Here is a 17,985-nt window from a genome sequence, read left to right as displayed (position 1 = left end):
ATTTTAGATACAGGCCGTCGCACCCCCGGCGCCGGCCCGCTCGACATGGGAGATATTCCTTGGGAAATGCACGCAACATCGCCTTCTGGGTGGTCCTGTTTCTGCTTGTGCTGGCGCTGTTCAATCTGTTCAGCGGCGCAGGCGGCACCCTGCAAAGCCGCGAGATCACCTATTCCGAATTCGTCGGCGCGGTGAACAAAGGCGAGGTCAGCCAGGTCACGCTGGATGGTGAACAGGTCCGGTTCCGCGGATCTGACGGTCAGGACTATGTGACCATCAAACCGGCCGACGCCGAAGTCACGCCGATGCTGATCGACAAGGGCATCCCGATCCGGGCCGAGAAACAGCAGCAGTCGGGGTTCCAGTCCTTCCTGATCACGCTGCTGCCTTTCCTGCTGCTGATCGGCGTCTGGATCTATTTCATGAACCGGATGCAGGGCGGCGGCAAGGGCGGCGCCATGGGGTTCGGCAAATCCAAGGCCAAGATGCTGACCGAGAAACACGGGCGCGTCACCTTTGACGACGTGGCCGGCATCGACGAGGCCAAGGAGGAACTCGAGGAAATCGTCGAGTTTCTGCGCAACCCGCAGAAGTTCTCCCGCCTGGGCGGCAAGATCCCGAAAGGCGCGTTGCTGGTGGGCCCGCCGGGCACCGGCAAGACGCTGCTGGCCCGTGCGATCGCGGGCGAGGCGGGCGTGCCGTTCTTCACCATCTCGGGATCGGATTTCGTCGAGATGTTCGTGGGTGTCGGTGCGTCCCGTGTGCGCGACATGTTCGAACAGGCCAAGAAAAACGCGCCCTGCATCGTCTTCATCGACGAGATCGACGCCGTGGGCCGTCACCGGGGTGCCGGCTATGGCGGCGGCAATGACGAACGCGAACAGACGCTGAACCAGTTGCTGGTGGAAATGGACGGGTTCGAGGCCAATGAGGGTGTCATCATCCTGGCGGCCACCAACCGCAAGGACGTGCTGGACCCGGCGCTGCTGCGCCCCGGCCGGTTCGACCGGCAGGTGACGGTGGCCAACCCCGACATCAAGGGCCGCGAGAAGATCCTGGGCGTGCATGCGCGCAAGACGCCGCTGGGCCCGGACGTGGACCTGCGCATCATCGCCCGCGGGACGCCCGGTTTCTCCGGCGCGGATCTGGCCAACCTCGTCAACGAGGCGGCGCTGATGGCCGCCCGCGTCGGCCGGCGTTTCGTGACCATGGAGGATTTCGAGAACGCCAAGGACAAGGTGATGATGGGCTCCGAGCGGCGGTCGATGGTGCTGACGCAGGACCAGAAGGAAAAGACCGCCTATCACGAGGCCGGCCACGCCGTGGTGGGCTTGGCGCTGCCCGAATGCGACCCGGTCTACAAGGCCACGATCATCCCGCGCGGCGGCGCGCTGGGCATGGTGGTGTCGCTGCCCGAAATCGACCGGCTGAACTGGCACAAGGACGAATGTGAACAGAAGCTGGCGATGACGATGGCGGGCAAGGCCGCCGAGATCATCAAATATGGCGATGATCACGTCTCCAACGGCCCGGCGGGCGACATCCAGCAGGCCAGCCAGCTGGCTCGCGCGATGGTGATGCGCTGGGGCATGTCCGACAAGGTCGGCAATATCGACTATGCCGAGGCGCATGAGGGCTATCAGGGCAATACCGGCGGGTTCTCGGTTTCGGCCCATACCAAGGAACTGATCGAGGAAGAGGTGAAACGGTTCATCCAGGAAGGCTATGACCGTGCCCATGCGATCCTGACCGAACAGCAGGAGGAATGGGAACGGCTGGCGCAGGGCCTGCTGGAATATGAAACGCTCACCGGCGAGGAAATCGCGCGGGTGATGCGCGGCGATCCGCCCACCGCCGATGACGGTGGCGATGATGGCGCGGATGCGGGCAATGCCCCCAGCGTCACCGCGATCCCCAAGACGCGGCCCAAGAAGGCCCCGCCCGAAGGCGGGCTGGAGCCTGAACCCAGCACCTGACCAGACCATGTGACGCACCCGGAGCAGCCTGCTCCGGGTGTTTCTTTTTGCGGCGACCAGAGATGCCGAACACGGGAGCAGGCCATGCCGGTGATGAAGGACAGCGGATATGCGGGCGAGGTGATGTGGCTGGGCCATGTGGCGGCGGGCGGCGGCATTCGCGCGGCGGCGGTTGAGGCGCTGGATCTCGGCTTTGCCGGCGTATCCGGCGGGCGCCACGCGGGCGTCAACCGCCCGTCCTGTTCGCGCGTGCGCAACCTCTATCCCGATGGCACAGAGATCCGGAACGTGCGCCAGCTGTCGATCCTGTCCGCCGAGGAAATGGCGGCGATCGCCGAGGAGATCGGCCTGGCGGCGCTGGATCCGCGCCATCTGGGCGTGTCCATCGTGCTGCGCGGGATTCCCGATTTCACCCATGTGCCGCCGTCGTCGCGCCTGCAGGGGCCGGATGGGGTGACGCTCACCATCGACATGGAAAACCGTCCCTGCACGCTGCCCGCGCGCGAGATCGAGATCGACGAACCGGGGCACGGGCGGCGTTTCAAGCCCGCCGCCGAGGGGCGGCGCGGGGTGACGGCCTGGGTCGAACGGCCGGGCCGGCTGGTGCTGGGGGACGCGATGCGGCTTTTCGTGCCCGAGCAGCGCGGCTGGGCACCGGCCTGAGGCGGTGATGCGGGCCGGGCAACCCGGTTTCCGATGCGGGGCTGATGCAGACCCGTGCGCCGTTTCGCGGCATCAACAGGTCGCAATCCTTGCCCCGGGGTCAAGCCTTTGCGATATCACGATCAGAGAGCCTTGCCGCGAGGCGGGAAAACATGGCCGGAAAGACAACGGGGACCGGGAATGAGCTACAAGACCGATATCGAAATTGCCCGCGAGGCGAACAAGAAGCCGATCCAGGAGATTGGCGCGATGCTGGGCATCCCGTCCGACGATCTGCTGCCGTTTGGCCATGACAAGGCCAAGGTGTCCGCCGATTTCATCGCCGCCCAGAAGGATCGCCCCGATGGCCGGCTCATCCTCGTGACCGCGATCAACCCGACGCCCGCGGGCGAGGGCAAGACCACGACCACCGTCGGGCTGGGGGACGCGCTCAACCGGATCGGCAGGAAAACCGCGATCTGCATTCGCGAGGCCTCGCTCGGCCCCTGTTTCGGGATGAAGGGCGGCGCCGCGGGCGGCGGCTATGCGCAGGTTGTGCCGATGGAGGAGATGAACCTTCATTTCACCGGCGATTTCCACGCCATCACCAGCGCCCACAACCTGCTCTCGGCAATGATCGACAACCATATCTACTGGGGCAACGAACTGGGGATCGACGAACGCCGGGTGGCCTGGCGGCGGGTGATGGACATGAACGACCGGGCGCTGCGGCAGACCGTGGTGTCGCTGGGGGGTGTGGCCAACGGGTTCCCGCGCGAGGGCGGGTTCGACATCACCGTCGCCTCCGAGGTGATGGCGATCCTGTGCCTGGCCACCGACCTGGCGGACCTGCAGAAACGGCTGGGCGACATCATCGTGGCCTATCGCCGCGACCGCAGCCCGATCTATGCCCGCGACATCAAGGCCGATGGCGCGATGACGGTGCTGTTGCAGCAGGCGATGCAGCCCAACCTGGTGCAGACGCTGGAAAACAACCCTGCCTTCGTCCATGGCGGCCCGTTCGCCAATATCGCCCATGGCTGCAATTCGGTCATCGCCACCACCACGGCGCTGAAACTGGCCGATTACGTTGTGACCGAGGCCGGGTTCGGGGCCGATCTGGGCGCCGAGAAATTCATGAACATAAAATGCCGCAAGGCCGGCCTGGCGCCCGATTGCGTGGTGCTGGTGGCGACCGTGCGGGCGATGAAAATGAATGGCGGCGTGGCCAAATCCGACCTGGGGGTGGAAAACGTGCAGGCGGTGGTGGCGGGATGTCCGAACCTTGGCCGCCACATTTCCAATCTCAAGACCTTCGGCGTGCCGGTGGTGGTGGCGATCAACCATTTCGTCACCGATACCGAGGCCGAAATCCAGGCGGTGAAGGACTATGTGACGAGCCAGGGCTCCGAGGCGATCCTGTCCCGGCACTGGGAACTGGGCGGCGAAGGGGCAGAGGATCTTGCCCATCGCGTGGCCCGCATTGCCGATAGCGGCGTGTCGCAATTCGCGCCGCTCTATCGCGACGACATGGGCCTGTTCGAAAAGATCGAAGCCATCGCCAAACGCATCTACCGCGCCGACGAGGTGCTGGCCGACAAGAAGATCCGCGACCAGCTGCGCCAGTGGGAAGAGGCCGGATACGGACACCTGCCGGTCTGCATGGCCAAGACCCAGTATTCGTTCTCGACCGACCCGAACCTGCGCGGCGCGCCGACCGGCCATTCGGTCCCGGTGCGCGAGGTGCGGTTGTCGGCGGGGGCCGGTTTCGTGGTGGTGATCTGCGGCGAGATCATGACCATGCCGGGGCTGCCGCAAGTGCCGGCGGCGGAATCGATCGGGTTGAACGAAACCGGCCAGATCGAGGGGTTGTTCTAGGCCGCGCGGCGGTCCAATACGCGTGTCGCGGCAACCGGCCGCGTTTCCAGGAGAATGCTCATGTCCACGCTCACGGCCCCTCGGGATTGCCCGACCATGCAGGCGCTGCGAACCCAGATCGACCGGCTGGACAAGGACTTGGTGGCGATGCTGGCGCTGCGCGCGCGCTATATCGACCGGGCGGCCGAACTGAAACCGGGCGAGGGCCTGCCGGCGAACATTCCGGACCGGGTCGACGCGGTGCTGGACAACGTGCGGGCGTCGGCGGACGGGGCGGGGCTCGACCCCGACCTCGCCGAACAGGTCTGGCGCCTGCTGATCGGCTGGGCGATCGAACGGGAAACGGTGGCGATGGGTCACGGGTGACGCCGGCCGATACCGGCGGTGACAGGGACAACAGCGAGGAAAGACGGATGGTGGCGCAGACAATCGACGGGCGGGAATTTGCCGCCGGGATCCGGGGCGACGTCGCGGCGCATGTGGCGCGGCTGCGGGACGATCACGGGATCGTGCCGGGGCTGGCGGTGGTGCTGGTGGGCGAGGATCCGGCCAGCCAGGTCTATGTGCGCTCCAAGGGCCGGCAGACGGTCGAGGTGGGCATGAATTCCTACGAACACGGCCTCGACGCCACCACCTCCGAGGCCGAGCTGCTGGCGCTGATCGACCGGCTGAATGCCGACCCGGCGGTGCATGGCATCCTGGTGCAGCTGCCGCTGCCGGACCACCTGAACGAGGACCTGGTGATCAACGCCATCGCGCCGGAAAAGGACGTGGACGGCTTTCACATCTCCAATGTCGGCCGGCTGGCGACGGGGCAGAAGGCCATGGTGCCCTGCACGCCGCTGGGCTGCCTGATGATGCTGCGCCGGCATCACGGCAGCCTGTCGGGGCTGGACGCGGTGGTGATCGGGCGGTCGAACATCGTCGGCAAACCGATGGCGCAGCTGTTGCTGGGCGACAGCTGCACGGTGACCGTCGCCCACAGCCGCACCCGCGACCTGCCGGAGGTGGTGCGCCGGGCCGATATCGTGGTGGCCGCGGTGGGCCGTGCGCAGATGGTGCCGGGCGACTGGATCAAACCCGGCGCGACGGTGATCGACGTGGGCATCAACCGCATCGACGCGCCCGAGCGGGGCGAGGGCAAGACCCGGCTGGTGGGCGACGTGGACCATGACAGCGCGGCCGCGGTCGCCGGCGCGATCACCCCGGTGCCCGGCGGGGTGGGGCCGATGACCATCGCCTGCCTGCTGGCCAACACCCTGACCGCCTGCTGCCGCGCCAACGACCTGCCGGAACCCGAGGGCCTGACCGCCTGAGACGGATCAGCGCCGGGCCAGAACCGCGGCCAGCGGCACCGCCCGCGGCGTGGCCCCGGTGAGGATGGCAATGGCGCGCGGCCCCATCAGGGCGTGCAGCTCGGGCGCATCCGCGTGCAACCCGCCGGTATAGGTGCCATAGGCGGGCAGGATCATCCGTGCCTCGTCGACCAGGAACGCGGCCCGCGTCACGGTGCGGCCGCGCGTCGGCAGCCGCAGTTTGGGGTGATAATGTCCCGAGATCTCGCCCCGCGCATCGGGCCGGGCGATATGGCGGAACCGGACCGGACCGCAGGTCCAGCCGGGCAGATGGGCTCCGCCCGACCCGACCGGCCCGACCGGTCCGGGGTCGTGATTTCCCTCGATCCAGATCCAGCGCCGGCCGGCCTGCAACCCGGCGATCCGGTCCCGCATCTCGTCGCCCAGATCGCTGGCGGCCTGCGGGTCGTCGAAACTGTCGCCCAGGCAGACCACCGTTTCCGCCCCCGTCCGCGCCAGATCTCCGGCCAGCCGCGCCAGCGTATCGGCCGTGTCATAGGGCGGCAGCGGCGTGCCGCCGCGGCGGATATGGCGGCCCGATTTGCCCAGGTGCAGATCGGACACGCAGAGCAGCCGCCGGTCCGGCCACCACAACGCGCCCGAGCCGAGCGCGGCCAGGTCGGCGCCGCAGAAGGTGAAGCGATAGGCGTTCATGGTCCGTTCCTGCCGCGTTTCCGTGACCGGCGCAAGGGTCAGGGCGTCAGGCCCGCCGCGGCCATCAGCGCCGCGCTTTCCTGCGCCAGCAGCCGTTCCTCGGCCATGCCCCTGACCGGCACCTTGCCGACCTCCAGCAGCAGCGGCGCGGCCAAGGGCGTGACCCGGTCCAGCCGAACGAGATCGATGCCGCCCCGGATGCGCGTTACCATCTGCGCGATGCGGCCGAAATCGACCATCCCGCGCATCGCTTCGGTCCGGGTGATGCGCATCAGCAGGTGGTCGCGGTCGTATTTCAGCAGCGTGTCATAGAGGATGTCGCTGGAGAAGGTCGCCTGCCGTCCGCTCTTGCGACTGCCCATCACGTTGCGTTCGATCAGCCCGGCGATGGTGGCGCTGGCGCGGAAGGTCCGTTTCATCACCGCGTTGCCCGCCAGCCAGTCGTCCAGCCTGCCGCGCAGCGCATCGATGTCGAACAGCGGCGCCGGGTCGGTCAGCGGATCCAGCCCCCAGATCAGCGTGGCGTAATCGGTGGCGATGAACCCCAGCGGATGCAGGCCAGTTTCCTCCATCCGCTTGGTCAGCAGCAGCCCCAGCGTCTGCTGCGCGTTGCGCCCGGCGAACCCGTAGATGCAGGCATGTTCGTGCCCCTCGTGGGGAAAGCTCTCGATCAGCAGCCGCCCGCGTTGGGGCAGGCGCGAGACCTGCCGCTGCAGGGCCAGCCATTCGGCGGTATGCGGTGGCATCTCCGGCCAGCCGGGCTGCGCGAGCTTGTCGAGGATACGCGCCGACAGCTGGGTCGAGGTGGCGAATTTCGTGCCCGAGAACACGGCGACGCGGGGTTTGCGCGCGGCGTCGCGGCTGACCTCGACGGTCATTTCCCGCAACCCTTCATAACGCACGATCTGCCCGCCGATCAGGAAGGTGTCGCCGGGGCTGAGCGAGGCGGCAAAGCCTTCCTCGACCTCGCCCAGGGGGCGGCCGCCGCGCGACCGCATCATCCGCACCTTGAGCAGGTCGGTATCCTGAATGGTGCCGATATTCATGCGGATACGCGCGGCCATGCGCGGATCGCGCAGGTGCCATCGGCCATCCGGATCCCGCACCAGCCGCTGCCAGCGGTCATAGGCGCGCAGCGCATAGCCGCCGGTGGCGCAGAATTCCAGGCAGTCGTCGAAATCGGCCCGCGCCAATGCCGCATAGGGTCCGGCAGTGACGACCTCGGCATAGAGCGCATCGGCGTCGAACGGCCCCGAACAGGCGGCGATCAGGATATGCTGGCACAGCACGTCGAGCGGGCCGGGCCCGCGCGGTTCGCCATCCAGATCGCCCGCGCGCACGGCGTCGAGCGCGGCCACGCATTCCACCACCTCGAACCGGTTGGCCGGCACCAGCACCGCATTGGAGGGGGCGTTGTAGCGGTGGTTGGCCCGCCCGATCCGCTGCACCAGCCGTTTCACGTTTTTCGGCGCGCCGATCTGGATCACCAGGTCCACGTCGCCCCAGTCGATGCCCAGGTCCAGGCTGCCGGTGCAGACCACGGCGCGCAGCTCGCCGCGCACCATCGCCGCCTCGACCCGTTCGCGGCGGCCCCGGTCGAGGCTGCCGTGATGGATGCCGATGGGCAGGGCATCGTCATTGGCCAGCCACAGCTTGTGAAAGAAGATTTCCGCCTGCGCGCGGGTGTTGTGAAAGATCAGCGTGGTGCGATGCCGGTGCAGCAGTGCCAGAACCTCGGGGATCGCGTACCCGCCACCGCCGCCGGACCAGGGCGGCGGCGCAGCGGTGTCCAGCATGGCGATATCGGGAACGGGGCCGGGGTCGGCGGTCAGGATCGCGCAGCTGTCGGGATGGTGGGCCAGCAAACGGGCAACGGCCTGCGGGTCCTCGACCGTGGCCGACAGCCCGACCCGGCGCAGGCCGGGGCAGAGCGTCTGCAGACGTGCCAGCGTCAGCAGCAGCTGGTCGCCGCGTTTCGACTCGGCCAGCGCGTGGATTTCATCCACCACCACCCGTTGCAGCCCGGCAAAGGTATGGGCCGTGTCGTCATACGAGATCAGCAGCGCCAGGCTCTCGGGCGTGGTCAGCAGGATATGCGGCGGATCCGCGCGCTGGCGTTTCTTGCGCGTGGCCGGGGTGTCGCCGGTGCGGTCCTCGATGCGGATCGGCAGGCCCATCTCCGCCACCGGCCCGCGCAGGTTGCGCTTGATGTCGGCGGCCAGGGCCTTGAGCGGCGAGACATAGAGCGTGTGCAGCCCGTCATGGTCCCCGTCCGCCAGTTCGGCCAGCGTCGGCAGGAACCCGGCCAGCGTCTTGCCGCCCCCGGTGGGCGCGATCAGCAGGGTCGCGGGATCGTCGGCCCGGTCCAGCATCGCCTGCTGGTGCGGGTGGATCGTCCAGTCGCGGGTGGCGAAGAAATTGGCGAGGATCGGGGGCAGGACGGCCATGCGACCGGTTTACGCGACTGTGGAAAGCTCTTGAAAGGGGTTTGCGACCGTGGTGACGGAAAATCGCGCGGGACGGTCCCTGTGCCCGTGATGCGGGGGCCGTGCCGTGGCCGGCCCCCGCGTAGTGTCATGCTTCCGAGAATTTCCGGATCTCGCCGGATTTCAGCCGCGACAGGTAGCTGTTCAGTTCACGCTTCACGATCGGCATCAGGAAATACAGACCGAACACGTTGACCACGGCCATCGAGAAGATCGCCGCATCCGAGAAATCGATGACGGGGCCGAGATTGGCCGCCGCGCCGATCACCACGAAGATGCAGAAGATCACCTTGAACGCCAGTTCCTTGGTCTCGCCTTCGCCGAACAGGTAGGTCCAGGCCTTGAGTCCGTAGTAGGACCAGCTGATCATGGTCGAAAAGGCGAACAGGATCACCGCCAGCGCCAGCACATAGGGGAACCAGGTGAACGCGCTGGCAAAGGCGTCCGAGGTCAGCCCCACGCCCGAGGAACCGGTCGCGGTCTTGATCGCCCCGTTTTCGACCACATAGAGCCCGGTTGCCGGATCGGTCACCAGCTGGCCCGAGATGATGATCACCAGCGCGGTCATGGTGCAGATCACCACCGTGTCGATGAACGGCTCCAGCAGCGACACGAACCCTTCGGTGATCGGCTCCTTGGTGCGCACGGCCGAGTGCGCGATGGCCGCCGACCCGACGCCGGCCTCGTTCGAGAACGCGGCCCGCTTGAAGCCCTGGATCAGCGCACCGACCATGCCGCCGGCGACGCCAAGCCCGGTAAAGGCCCCGGCGAAGATCTGGCCAAAGGCCCAGCCGATCTTGTCGTAGTTGGTCAGGATGATGATCAGCGCCGCGATCACATACATCACGCCCATGAACGGCACGACCTTCTCGGTCACGCTGGCGATGGATTTCAGGCCGCCGATGATCACCGCGAACACGACCGCGGCAAAGATCACCCCGGTGATCCAGCCCGGATAATCGCCGACGATGCCCGCGATCTGCTGATGCGCCTGGTTGGCCTGGAACATGTTGCCGCCACCCAGCGAGCCGAGAATGCAGAAGATCGAGAACAGCACCGCGAGAATGCCGCCGCCGGGCAGGCCGCGTTCGGCGAACCCCTTGGTCAGGTAATACATCGGTCCGCCCGAGACATGGCCGTCCGCGAATTCGTTGCGGTATTTCACGCCCAGCGTGCATTCGGTGAATTTCGACGCCATGCCCATCAGCCCGGCGAGGATCATCCAGAATGTCGCTCCGGGGCCGCCGATCCCGACGGCGACCGCGACGCCCGCGATGTTGCCCAGGCCCACGGTGCCCGACAGCGCGGTGGCCAGCGCCTGGAAATGGCTGACCTCGCCCGCGTCGTTCGGGTCCGAATAATCCCCGCGCACCAGCGCGATGGAATGGCCGAAGGCGCGGAACTGGATGAACAGGAAATACAGCGTGAACACGGTTGCCGCGATCACCAGCCAGGCCACGATCCAGGGGAATGACGTGCCCGGAAAGGGGCTGAAGATGAAGGCGACGAACCAGCCGGTGGAGTTGGCAAAGATCTGGTTGACCTTCTCGTCGATGGACTGCGCCTGGGCCGGGCTGTGCGCCAGCACCAGCGCCAGCAAGGCCGCCAGGCCGAAAGCGCGTTGATACAGATGTTTCATGTCTTCTATCCCTCGTTTGTCCGGTTACGGCACGATGGTGCAGGGCACCGGCGCGATCTGAACCAGCGTGCCGGCGACCGATCCGAAGATGCGGGCGCCAACCCCCGAATGGCCGTTGCGGCCGATGAAGATCTGTTCGACGCCATCGGCATTCGCCAGCTCGTTCAGCGTGTTGGCGATATGGCCGTATTTCAGCGCCGTTTCGACCTCGACGCCCTTGCCGGACATCTCCGCGATCACGGGGGCCAGGAGCGCGGTTTCCGCGCGTTCGATTTCCTCTTTGCGCCGCGCGTGGCGTTCTTCCAGTTCCGTTGGCGTCAGGAAGGAATAGGGAGACCATTCCAGCACATGAGCGATCACCACCGACCGTCCGGCGGCTGCGGCGCGTTCGACGGCAAAGCTGAGCGCGCGCTTGGACGCCTCGCTTCCGTCGAAGCCGACTAGGTATTTTGCTGACATGTCTTGCTCCGTAATGGGTGCGCCATAACAGCGCGGTGACCTCAGGTAACATAACCTCAGGGTTGTTTGTTCGATTTTCGATCCGAATCGGGGTTTTGTGTTGCTGTCAGGCCACGAGCCAAGAGCCTACTGGACGATTTTCTCGTTTCTGACGAACATGTTATCCCAGGCCCGATCCACCAGTTCGGGCGACATGCGATAGCCGGTTCCCTCGAAATCGCAGACCGCCATCATCTGGTCGATCAGGAACACCGGCTGGTAATTGGCATAGACATTGTCGATGGTCGGATATTTCACCGTCAGCAGGTGGGTCAGCGCGGCCTCGTCCAGTTCCATACCCTTTTTCGCCGCGACCAGCGAAAAGATCTTCAGGAAATTCTCCTGGTCCGGGCCGTCGATCTTGATCTTGAAGAAGAGACGCCGGAGCGCGGCCTGGTCGAAGATCTCGTTGGGGTGGAAATTGGTCGAAAAGATCACCAGCGTGTCGAACGGCACCTCGAATTTCTCGCCCGATTGCAGGCCGAGAATGTCCTTGCCTTCCTCGAGCGGCACGATCCAGCGGTTGATCAGGGCCTGCGGCGGTTCGACCTGGCGGCCGAGATCGTCGACGATGAATATGCCGCCGGTCGATTTCAGCTGCAGCGGCGCCTGGTAGGTGCGCGCGGTCGGGTTGTAGACCAGGTCGAGCATGTTCAGCGACAACTCGCCGCCGGTGACCACCGTGGGCCGTTCGCAGCAGACATAGCGGGCATCGAACCGCCGCGTGCGGCGCAGGCTGCGCGGGTCGTCCGGTGTCACGTCGACCGCGCTGTGCACGATGGGATCATAGACGGTAATGACCTGCCCGGAATATTCGATCGCGCGCGGCACATAGACCCGGTCGCCCAGCGCGTCGCGAATGCCGTTGGAAATCGAGGATTTGCCGTTGCCGGGCGGACCATACATCAGGATCGACCGCCCGGCGCTGACCGCGGGGCCGAGATGGTCCAGCAGGCTGGGCGGCAGGATCAGGTGACCCATCGCCCGTGTCAGCTGGTCGCGGGTGATCCTGATGTTGCGGATCGACTGGTGCCGGACCTGGTCGCGATAGGCGTCCAGCGGCACCGGCATCGCGCCGAAATACTCCGATTGGGCCAGCGCATCCAGCGCGCGGGCCCGGCCCGCATCGGTCAACCGGTATCCCATTTCGTTGCCGTTGTTGGCGTTCAGGGTTCCGGTCGCCTCGACCAGTTTCTGTTCGCGGGCCCGGTCGACCAGTTCCTGCGCCACCTGCACCGGGACGCAGACCGCCGCGGCGATGTCGCTGACCAGTTCCAGGTTCTTGCGAAAGACGGTTTTCAGCAGGATGTCCCGCATCATCACCAGAGGCAGGCCGACATCGTCGATCCCGCGTGGCGCGGCCGGTGCCGTGACCGGCGTCCCTTGCATGTTCATGGTTGCAGCTCGCTCCCTGGCCCGGGTGGTCCCGGGGCATGTTGCCCGTGCCGGGGTTTAGAAACGGTGAATTCGGGTCAGCGGCCCAGCACCGCGCCCAGCCCGAGATAGAGCGCCAGCGTGCCGCCGAGCGACAGGCCCATGGGGAAACTCTGGCCCGAGCCCCAGCTTTGCCAGCCCGGCGCCAGGCGGCGCAGCGGCGTGGCGCGGGCCAGCCGGTGCGTCGCGATGGCGGCGAGAAGATTGGCGGCGAGGATCGCAAGCAGCAGCCGCATATCGCCGGGCGCGATGAACGGGGCCGCCGCGGCGGCGAATTTCGCGTCACCCGCACCCAGCGCCCCGCCCGCGTTCAGGATGAACCCCAGCACCAGCACCAGCGCCAGCTGCGCGAGCCGCACGCCGTAATCGGGCCATGGCAGCGCCAGCGGCCCCAAGAACACGAACACCGCCGCCAGCGCGACCACCGTCCAGTTGCGGATGCGCAGCGCGCGCAGGTCGGTATAGGCGGCGATCAGGCACAGCGGCAGCACGAGCGGCAGGAACAGCCGCGCCTCGGCGGCGGTGACATGCACGCGCTCAGCCGGTTTCCAGCGCCCGCAGCGCGCGCACCGCATCCTCGAAATGCTGCGGGTGGGTGCTGATCGCCTCGCGCAGCAGGCCCTCGCCGGTTTTGACGTCGCCCTGCTTCACCGCCGACAGCGCCATCGTGTGCAGCAGCTGCGCCCGTTCCGTCTGTGACATCGGCACCACCGGCAGGGCATAGTTGCGCTGCGCGCCGCGTGCCATCACCAGGTTGTTCTTGGCGGTGAACATCGACGCATCCTGCCGGATCGCATCGGAAAACAGCCGTTCCGCCCTGGCATAATCGCCGCGGGACAGCAGCGAATAGCCCCAGTTGTTCATCACGCCCGCGGGGCGGGTGGTCAGCCCGATCGCGGTTTCATAGAAATCGTCCGCCTTGTCCCATTCTTCGTTGGCATCGGCCACCATCGCCGCCAACCGGTAGCGTTTGAAGGTCTCATGGGTGGGCGGCACGGCTGCGAGCGTCTTTTCCGCCCTGGACCAGCTGCCGGTGCGGATCAGCGCGTCGGCGAGGTCGACCTTGTCCGATGCCGTCGCGCCGGGCATTGCCGCGACCCTGGTCCAGGCGGCGACCGCTTCGGTGTTGCGGCCCGAACGAACCAGCGATTGCGCCAGCCCGCGGCGCAGGTCGATCCGGTCCGGGTTGCCGGCGACCGCGCGGCTGAAATAGTTCACCGCCTCGTCGGCATCGGCCACCGTCAGCATCACGTCATTGAGGTTGGCCTCGTCGATGACGTTCAGATCCTTGATGGTGCGGTCGACCGTTTCCTCATCCTTTCCGGTGCAGGCGCCAAGCGCCAGCGCCGCAACCAGCGCGGAGATGAATGCCGGATGGCGCATGGGATGCGTCCTCTGCTGCTCTTGCCCTCATCCGCCGGTGTCCTGCAGCCGCCAGCTGCCGCCGCCCTGCCTGACCAGCGTGTATTTTGCCTGATCCTGCCCTGTTTCGGCAGGATTTTCAACCTTAGCGGTAGCGTGAATGAGATTTTCCCGTATTGCGCCGTCCCGTCCGGCATCGGCGGCAAAGGCGCGGCGGAACACCTGCTCAGCCTCGGGATACATGCCGCGTTCCATCAGCACCACGCCCAGGTTGTTCCAGGCCGCCGGATACGAGGGATCGGCGGCAACGGCACGGCGCAGGATGGTTTCGGCCTGTCCCAGCCTGCCCTGGCCCAAGGCGGCGGTGCCCAGCCCGGTCAGGATCTCGGGCGTCATGCCTCTGTTGAGCGCGGCGCGGGTGAACGCGTCGGTGGCCAGCGCATATTCGCCCGCCTCGAGCAGCCGCCCGCCGACGATCTCGCCATCCACCGCCGTGCCGCGCGGATCCACACCGGGCGCGTGTGGGCCGTCCGCGACCCGCGGCGCACATCCCGCCAGCGCCGCCGCCAGCGCAAGGATGCCGAAGCCCAGCCATGTCCTCCGCGCGCCTGCCCGCCGATCCAGCCCTGTCACGCCCCCGGCCTTTCCCCTGCTAGTTGCTCATTCCGCCCAGATTGGCGATGCCATTGGCCGACGGGCCCACCAGGATGATCAGCAATGGCGGCACCGTCAGCATCATCGTGGCCAGCGTCATCTTGGTCGGCAGCTTGTTGGCGGCTTCTTCGGCGCGCATCACGCGTTTGTCGCGCATTTCGCTGGAATAGACCCGCAGCGCATCGGCGATCGAGGTGCCGAAACTGGCCGACTGGATCATCACCGTGACAAAGGACGACACGTCCTGAACCCCGCAGCGGGTGCCGAGATCGCGCAGCACGGTGGCCTTTTCCTTGCCCGCCTTCATCTCGTGGGCGACGATCTCGAACTCGTCGGCGAGATCGGGGTAGGAGGCGCGCAGTTCGCGCGCCACGCGCACGATGGACTGGTCCAGCGACTGGCCCGCCTCGACGCAGACCAGCATCATGTCCAGCGCGTCGGGAAAGCCCTGGGTGATCGCCTCCTTGCGTTCCTCGACCCGGCGCGTGACCCAGTATTTCGGCAGGAAATACCCGGCGCCGCCCGCACCGATCACATGGATGGCCATCTCGCGCGGGGCGAATGCCTCGCCGCCGCCCTGCAGCATCACATAGGCGACCCCGGCCGCCAGCCCGGCGATCCCCAGCGCGAACTGGGCAAAGTGGTAGATGCGCACCGCGTCCTTGGACTGATAACCCGCCTGGCGCAGTTTCAGCTGCACCGCCGACAGTTCCTCGGCGCTCTGGGGTTCGAGGAAGGTGGCGAATTTCTCCAGCTGTTCGTTGCGCCCCGCCTGGCGCAGTTGCTCCTTGCGCCCGGCCGTATCCGCCGCCGGCATCTGCGCGCGCCCGAGTTTCTTCAGCGGATCCTCGGGCTGGTTCAGCAGCAGCACCGTCGCGACCAGGGCCAGCGCCAGCCCGGCGCCGCCCATCAGGATCAGCGGTCCGAAACTGCCCAGCGGCGCGATGAATTGCCCGATCATATCCATGATGCCCCCTCAGACCTTGATGTTGGTCAGTATGCGCATGACGAAAAGATTGGCGGTCAGCAGGATGCCGACCACGAAACAGGCCGGGATGAACCACGCGTGGTCGACCACCTCGTCGTAGTAGCCGGGGTCGTTGACCAGGATCATCACCAGGCAGAACAGCGGGAACCCCGACAGGAACTTGCCCGACCACTTGGCCTCGGCGGTGATCGCGTTGACGCGCCGGAACAGCCGGAACCGGGCGCGGATCACGCGGGCCAGCCCTTCGAGGATCTCGGCCAGGTTGCCGCCCGATTGCTGCTGGATCGTCACCGCCACCGCCAGAAATCGCAGGTCCTGCATGTCCAGCCGTTCCGCCATCTCGTTGAGCGCCTCTCCGATGTCGCGGCCATAGGCGCTTTCATCGGCGATGATGCCGAACTCGGTCGCCAGCGGATCTTCGATTTCGCGGGACACGATCGAGACGGCGGACGAAAACGGATGACCGACCTTGAGGCTGCGCACCATCAGTTCGACCGCGTCGGGCAGTTGCTCCTCGAGCATCGCCATCCGTTTCCTGGCCTTGGAGTTGATCCAGACATAGACGCCGCCGACCCCGATCACGACCGACAGCAACACGCGCAGCTGCGTGTCGGTCTGGGTGCCGATGGTCAGCCCGGCAAAGGCGATCGCCGAGACGCCGGCCATGATCCCGATCAGCTGTTTCGGCGTAAAGGCGATCGCCGCCTTCTGCGCCTTGTCCGCCAGCAGCGAATAGAGCGGGATCGACCGCGATTTCATGTGCTGGCGCATTTCCTTGCGCAGCTGTTCCAGCACCTGTTCGCGGCCGGTGCCCCTGTCGAGCATGTCCAGCCGGCGGTTGACGCGGGAATTGAGGCTGATCGATTTGCCGAAGGCCACGAGGTAGAGCCCTTCGACCAGCACCAGCACGCCGACGAAGATCAGCGCATAGATCAGCGGTTCGGCACTCAGCTGCATCAGCCTGCCCCCGTGGTCGGTTCGTAGATCCCGGGCGGCAGGTCATAGCCCCACATGCGGAACCGTTCCGCATAGTGGCTGCGCACGCCCGTCGCGGTGAAATGGCCGACGATCCTGTTCTCGGGCGTCAGCCCGGTGCGCTGGAACCGGAAGATCTCCTGCATCGAGATCACGTCGCCCTCCATGCCGGTGATTTCCGTCACCGAGGTCATCCGGCGCGATCCGTCCTGCAGCCGGCTGGCCTGCACGATCAGGTTCACCGCGCTGGCGATCTGGCTGCGCACCGCCTTGATCGGCATTTCGATCCCGGCCATGGCAATCATGTTTTCCAGCCGCGAGATCCCGTCGCGGGCGCTGTTGGCGTGGATCGTGGTCATCGACCCGTCATGGCCGGTATTCATCGCCTGCAGCATGTCGATCACTTCCTCGCCGCGGGTTTCGCCGACGATGATCCGGTCGGGGCGCATCCTGAGCGCGTTCTTCAGGCAGTCGCGGGGGGAAACCTCGCCCTTGCCCTCGACATTGGGCGGGCGGCTTTCCATCCGGCCCACATGCACCTGCTGCAACTGGAGCTCGGCGGTGTCCTCGATGGTCAGGATCCGTTCGGCATTGTCGATGAAGGACGACAGGGCGTTCAGCGTGGTGGTCTTGCCCGACCCGGTGCCGCCCGACACGATCACGTTCAGCCGCGTCGCCACCGCCGCCTGCAGATAGGCGGCCATTTCCTCGCTGAACGCGCCAAAGCCCACCAGGTCGTCGATGCCCAGCTTGTCCTTCTTGAACTTGCGGATCGACACCAGCGACCCGTCCACCGCAATCGGCGGCACCATGGCGTTGAACCGCGAGCCGTCCGCCAGCCGCGCGTCCACATAGGGGTTCGATTCATCGACCCGGCGGCCCACCGCCGACACGATCTTGTCGATGATCCGCAACAGGTGCTTTTCGTCGCGGAAGGTCACGCCGCTGAGTTCCAGCTTGCCCGCGCGTTCGACGAAAACCTGTTGCGGGCCGTTGACCAGGATGTCGTTCACGCTGTCGTCCTGCAGCAGCGTTTCCAGCGGCCCCAGCCCGGTGACCTCGTCATACAGTTCCTTGTTGAGCGTCTGCCGGTCCTCGCGGTTCAGGACGATGTTCTTTTCTTCCAGCAACTCGCCCGCGATCGTGCCTATTTCGTTGCGCAGTTCCGCCTCGGAGGCATGTTCGAGGGCGGCGAGGTTGAGATTGTCCAGCAGCGACCGGTGCAGTTCGGTCTTGATCTCGCCCATGCGTTCCTTGCGCTTGCGGTCCTTGTCGGACACCGCCGTTTCGGCGGGCTTGCGGGGCATCGGCTTGCGCAGGCTGACGCCGGTCTCGGGCTGGTCCGGCGGCGGCGCCGTTTCGACGGCCCCGCCCGGTGGATTGACGGCGGCGGGCCCGGATTTGCGGTAGCGTGAAAACATCCCGGTCCCCCTTGTCCGGTCAG

The 17,985-nt window shown here is 66.4% G+C and carries 16 protein-coding genes; 5 read left to right on the top strand and 11 right to left on the bottom strand.

Annotated features, from left to right (window positions below; genetic code table 11):
• Nucleotides 1-59: 59 nt before the first annotated feature.
• The 5 genes from ftsH (at nucleotide 60) to folD (ending at nucleotide 5,812) form a co-directional block, all read left to right on the top strand.
• Nucleotides 60-1,976 (top strand): ATP-dependent zinc metalloprotease FtsH, encoded by a 1,917-nt coding sequence (gene ftsH / locus C6Y53_RS03225; protein WP_106471107.1) that lies wholly within the window; start codon nucleotides 60-62, stop codon nucleotides 1,974-1,976.
• Between the two features lie 84 nt (nucleotides 1,977-2,060).
• On the top strand, nucleotides 2,061-2,639 hold the full coding sequence (locus tag C6Y53_RS03220; protein ID WP_106471106.1) for an MOSC domain-containing protein: 579 nt from the start codon (nucleotides 2,061-2,063) through the stop codon (nucleotides 2,637-2,639).
• 180 nt (nucleotides 2,640-2,819) lie between these two features.
• Nucleotides 2,820-4,496, top strand: coding sequence for a formate--tetrahydrofolate ligase (locus C6Y53_RS03215; RefSeq protein WP_106471105.1), 1,677 nt, complete (start codon nucleotides 2,820-2,822; stop codon nucleotides 4,494-4,496).
• Nucleotides 4,497-4,556: 60 nt separating this feature from the next.
• The gene (locus C6Y53_RS03210; protein WP_106473938.1) at nucleotides 4,557-4,862 is read left to right on the top strand and encodes a chorismate mutase; all 306 of its coding nucleotides are present in this window, start codon (nucleotides 4,557-4,559) and stop codon (nucleotides 4,860-4,862) included.
• Between the two features lie 47 nt (nucleotides 4,863-4,909).
• Complete coding sequence (folD, locus tag C6Y53_RS03205; protein ID WP_106473937.1) at nucleotides 4,910-5,812, top strand: bifunctional methylenetetrahydrofolate dehydrogenase/methenyltetrahydrofolate cyclohydrolase FolD; 903 nt, start codon at nucleotides 4,910-4,912, stop codon at nucleotides 5,810-5,812.
• 6 nt (nucleotides 5,813-5,818) lie between these two features.
• Here the strand turns inward: folD and pdeM are convergent, their stop codons facing one another.
• The 11 genes from pdeM to C6Y53_RS03150 all read right to left on the bottom strand — a co-directional run bounded on the left by pdeM (nucleotide 5,819) and on the right by C6Y53_RS03150 (nucleotide 17,962).
• Entirely contained in the window at nucleotides 5,819-6,445 is a 627-nt protein-coding gene (gene pdeM, locus C6Y53_RS03200) for a ligase-associated DNA damage response endonuclease PdeM (RefSeq protein WP_425300356.1), read from the bottom strand.
• Nucleotides 6,446-6,543: 98 nt separating this feature from the next.
• Nucleotides 6,544-8,952, bottom strand: coding sequence for a ligase-associated DNA damage response DEXH box helicase (locus tag C6Y53_RS03195; protein WP_106471103.1), 2,409 nt, complete (start codon nucleotides 8,950-8,952; stop codon nucleotides 6,544-6,546).
• Between the two features lie 127 nt (nucleotides 8,953-9,079).
• Nucleotides 9,080-10,630 carry an alanine/glycine:cation symporter family protein gene (locus C6Y53_RS03190; protein ID WP_106471102.1) on the bottom strand — a complete coding sequence of 517 codons (1,551 nt, stop codon included), beginning with the start codon at nucleotides 10,628-10,630 and terminating at the stop codon, nucleotides 9,080-9,082.
• Nucleotides 10,631-10,654: 24 nt separating this feature from the next.
• Entirely contained in the window at nucleotides 10,655-11,089 is a 435-nt protein-coding gene (locus C6Y53_RS03185) for a universal stress protein (protein WP_106471101.1), read from the bottom strand.
• A gap of 126 nt (nucleotides 11,090-11,215) precedes the next feature.
• A complete protein-coding gene (locus tag C6Y53_RS03180) occupies nucleotides 11,216-12,523 on the bottom strand; it encodes an ATPase (protein WP_106471100.1) in 1,308 nt (435 codons plus the stop codon).
• Between the two features lie 77 nt (nucleotides 12,524-12,600).
• Nucleotides 12,601-13,095, bottom strand: coding sequence for a prepilin peptidase (locus C6Y53_RS03175; RefSeq protein WP_244614929.1), 495 nt, complete (start codon nucleotides 13,093-13,095; stop codon nucleotides 12,601-12,603).
• 4 nt (nucleotides 13,096-13,099) lie between these two features.
• Complete coding sequence (locus tag C6Y53_RS03170; protein ID WP_106471098.1) at nucleotides 13,100-13,945, bottom strand: tetratricopeptide repeat protein; 846 nt, start codon at nucleotides 13,943-13,945, stop codon at nucleotides 13,100-13,102.
• Between the two features lie 27 nt (nucleotides 13,946-13,972).
• Nucleotides 13,973-14,557: a tetratricopeptide repeat protein gene (locus tag C6Y53_RS03165; protein ID WP_106471097.1), complete on the bottom strand. Its 585-nt coding sequence runs from the start codon at nucleotides 14,555-14,557 to the stop codon at nucleotides 13,973-13,975.
• A 19-nt stretch (nucleotides 14,558-14,576) separates the two neighbouring features.
• Entirely contained in the window at nucleotides 14,577-15,545 is a 969-nt protein-coding gene (locus C6Y53_RS03160; RefSeq protein WP_106471096.1) for a type II secretion system F family protein, read from the bottom strand.
• A 9-nt stretch (nucleotides 15,546-15,554) separates the two neighbouring features.
• Nucleotides 15,555-16,523 (bottom strand): type II secretion system F family protein, encoded by a 969-nt coding sequence (locus tag C6Y53_RS03155; RefSeq protein WP_106471095.1) that lies wholly within the window; start codon nucleotides 16,521-16,523, stop codon nucleotides 15,555-15,557.
• Nucleotides 16,523-17,962, bottom strand: coding sequence for a TadA family conjugal transfer-associated ATPase (locus C6Y53_RS03150; RefSeq protein WP_106471094.1), 1,440 nt, complete (start codon nucleotides 17,960-17,962; stop codon nucleotides 16,523-16,525). The genes C6Y53_RS03155 and C6Y53_RS03150 overlap by 1 nt, the downstream gene beginning before the upstream one ends.
• Between the last annotated feature and the right edge of the window lie 23 nt (nucleotides 17,963-17,985).

The sequence above is a fragment of the Pukyongiella litopenaei genome (genome assembly GCF_003008555.2).
Lineage (GTDB): Bacteria > Pseudomonadota > Alphaproteobacteria > Rhodobacterales > Rhodobacteraceae > Pukyongiella > Pukyongiella litopenaei.
The sequence above is the reverse complement of the archived record's forward strand: the minus strand, read 5'-3'. Positions and strand labels throughout refer to the sequence as shown.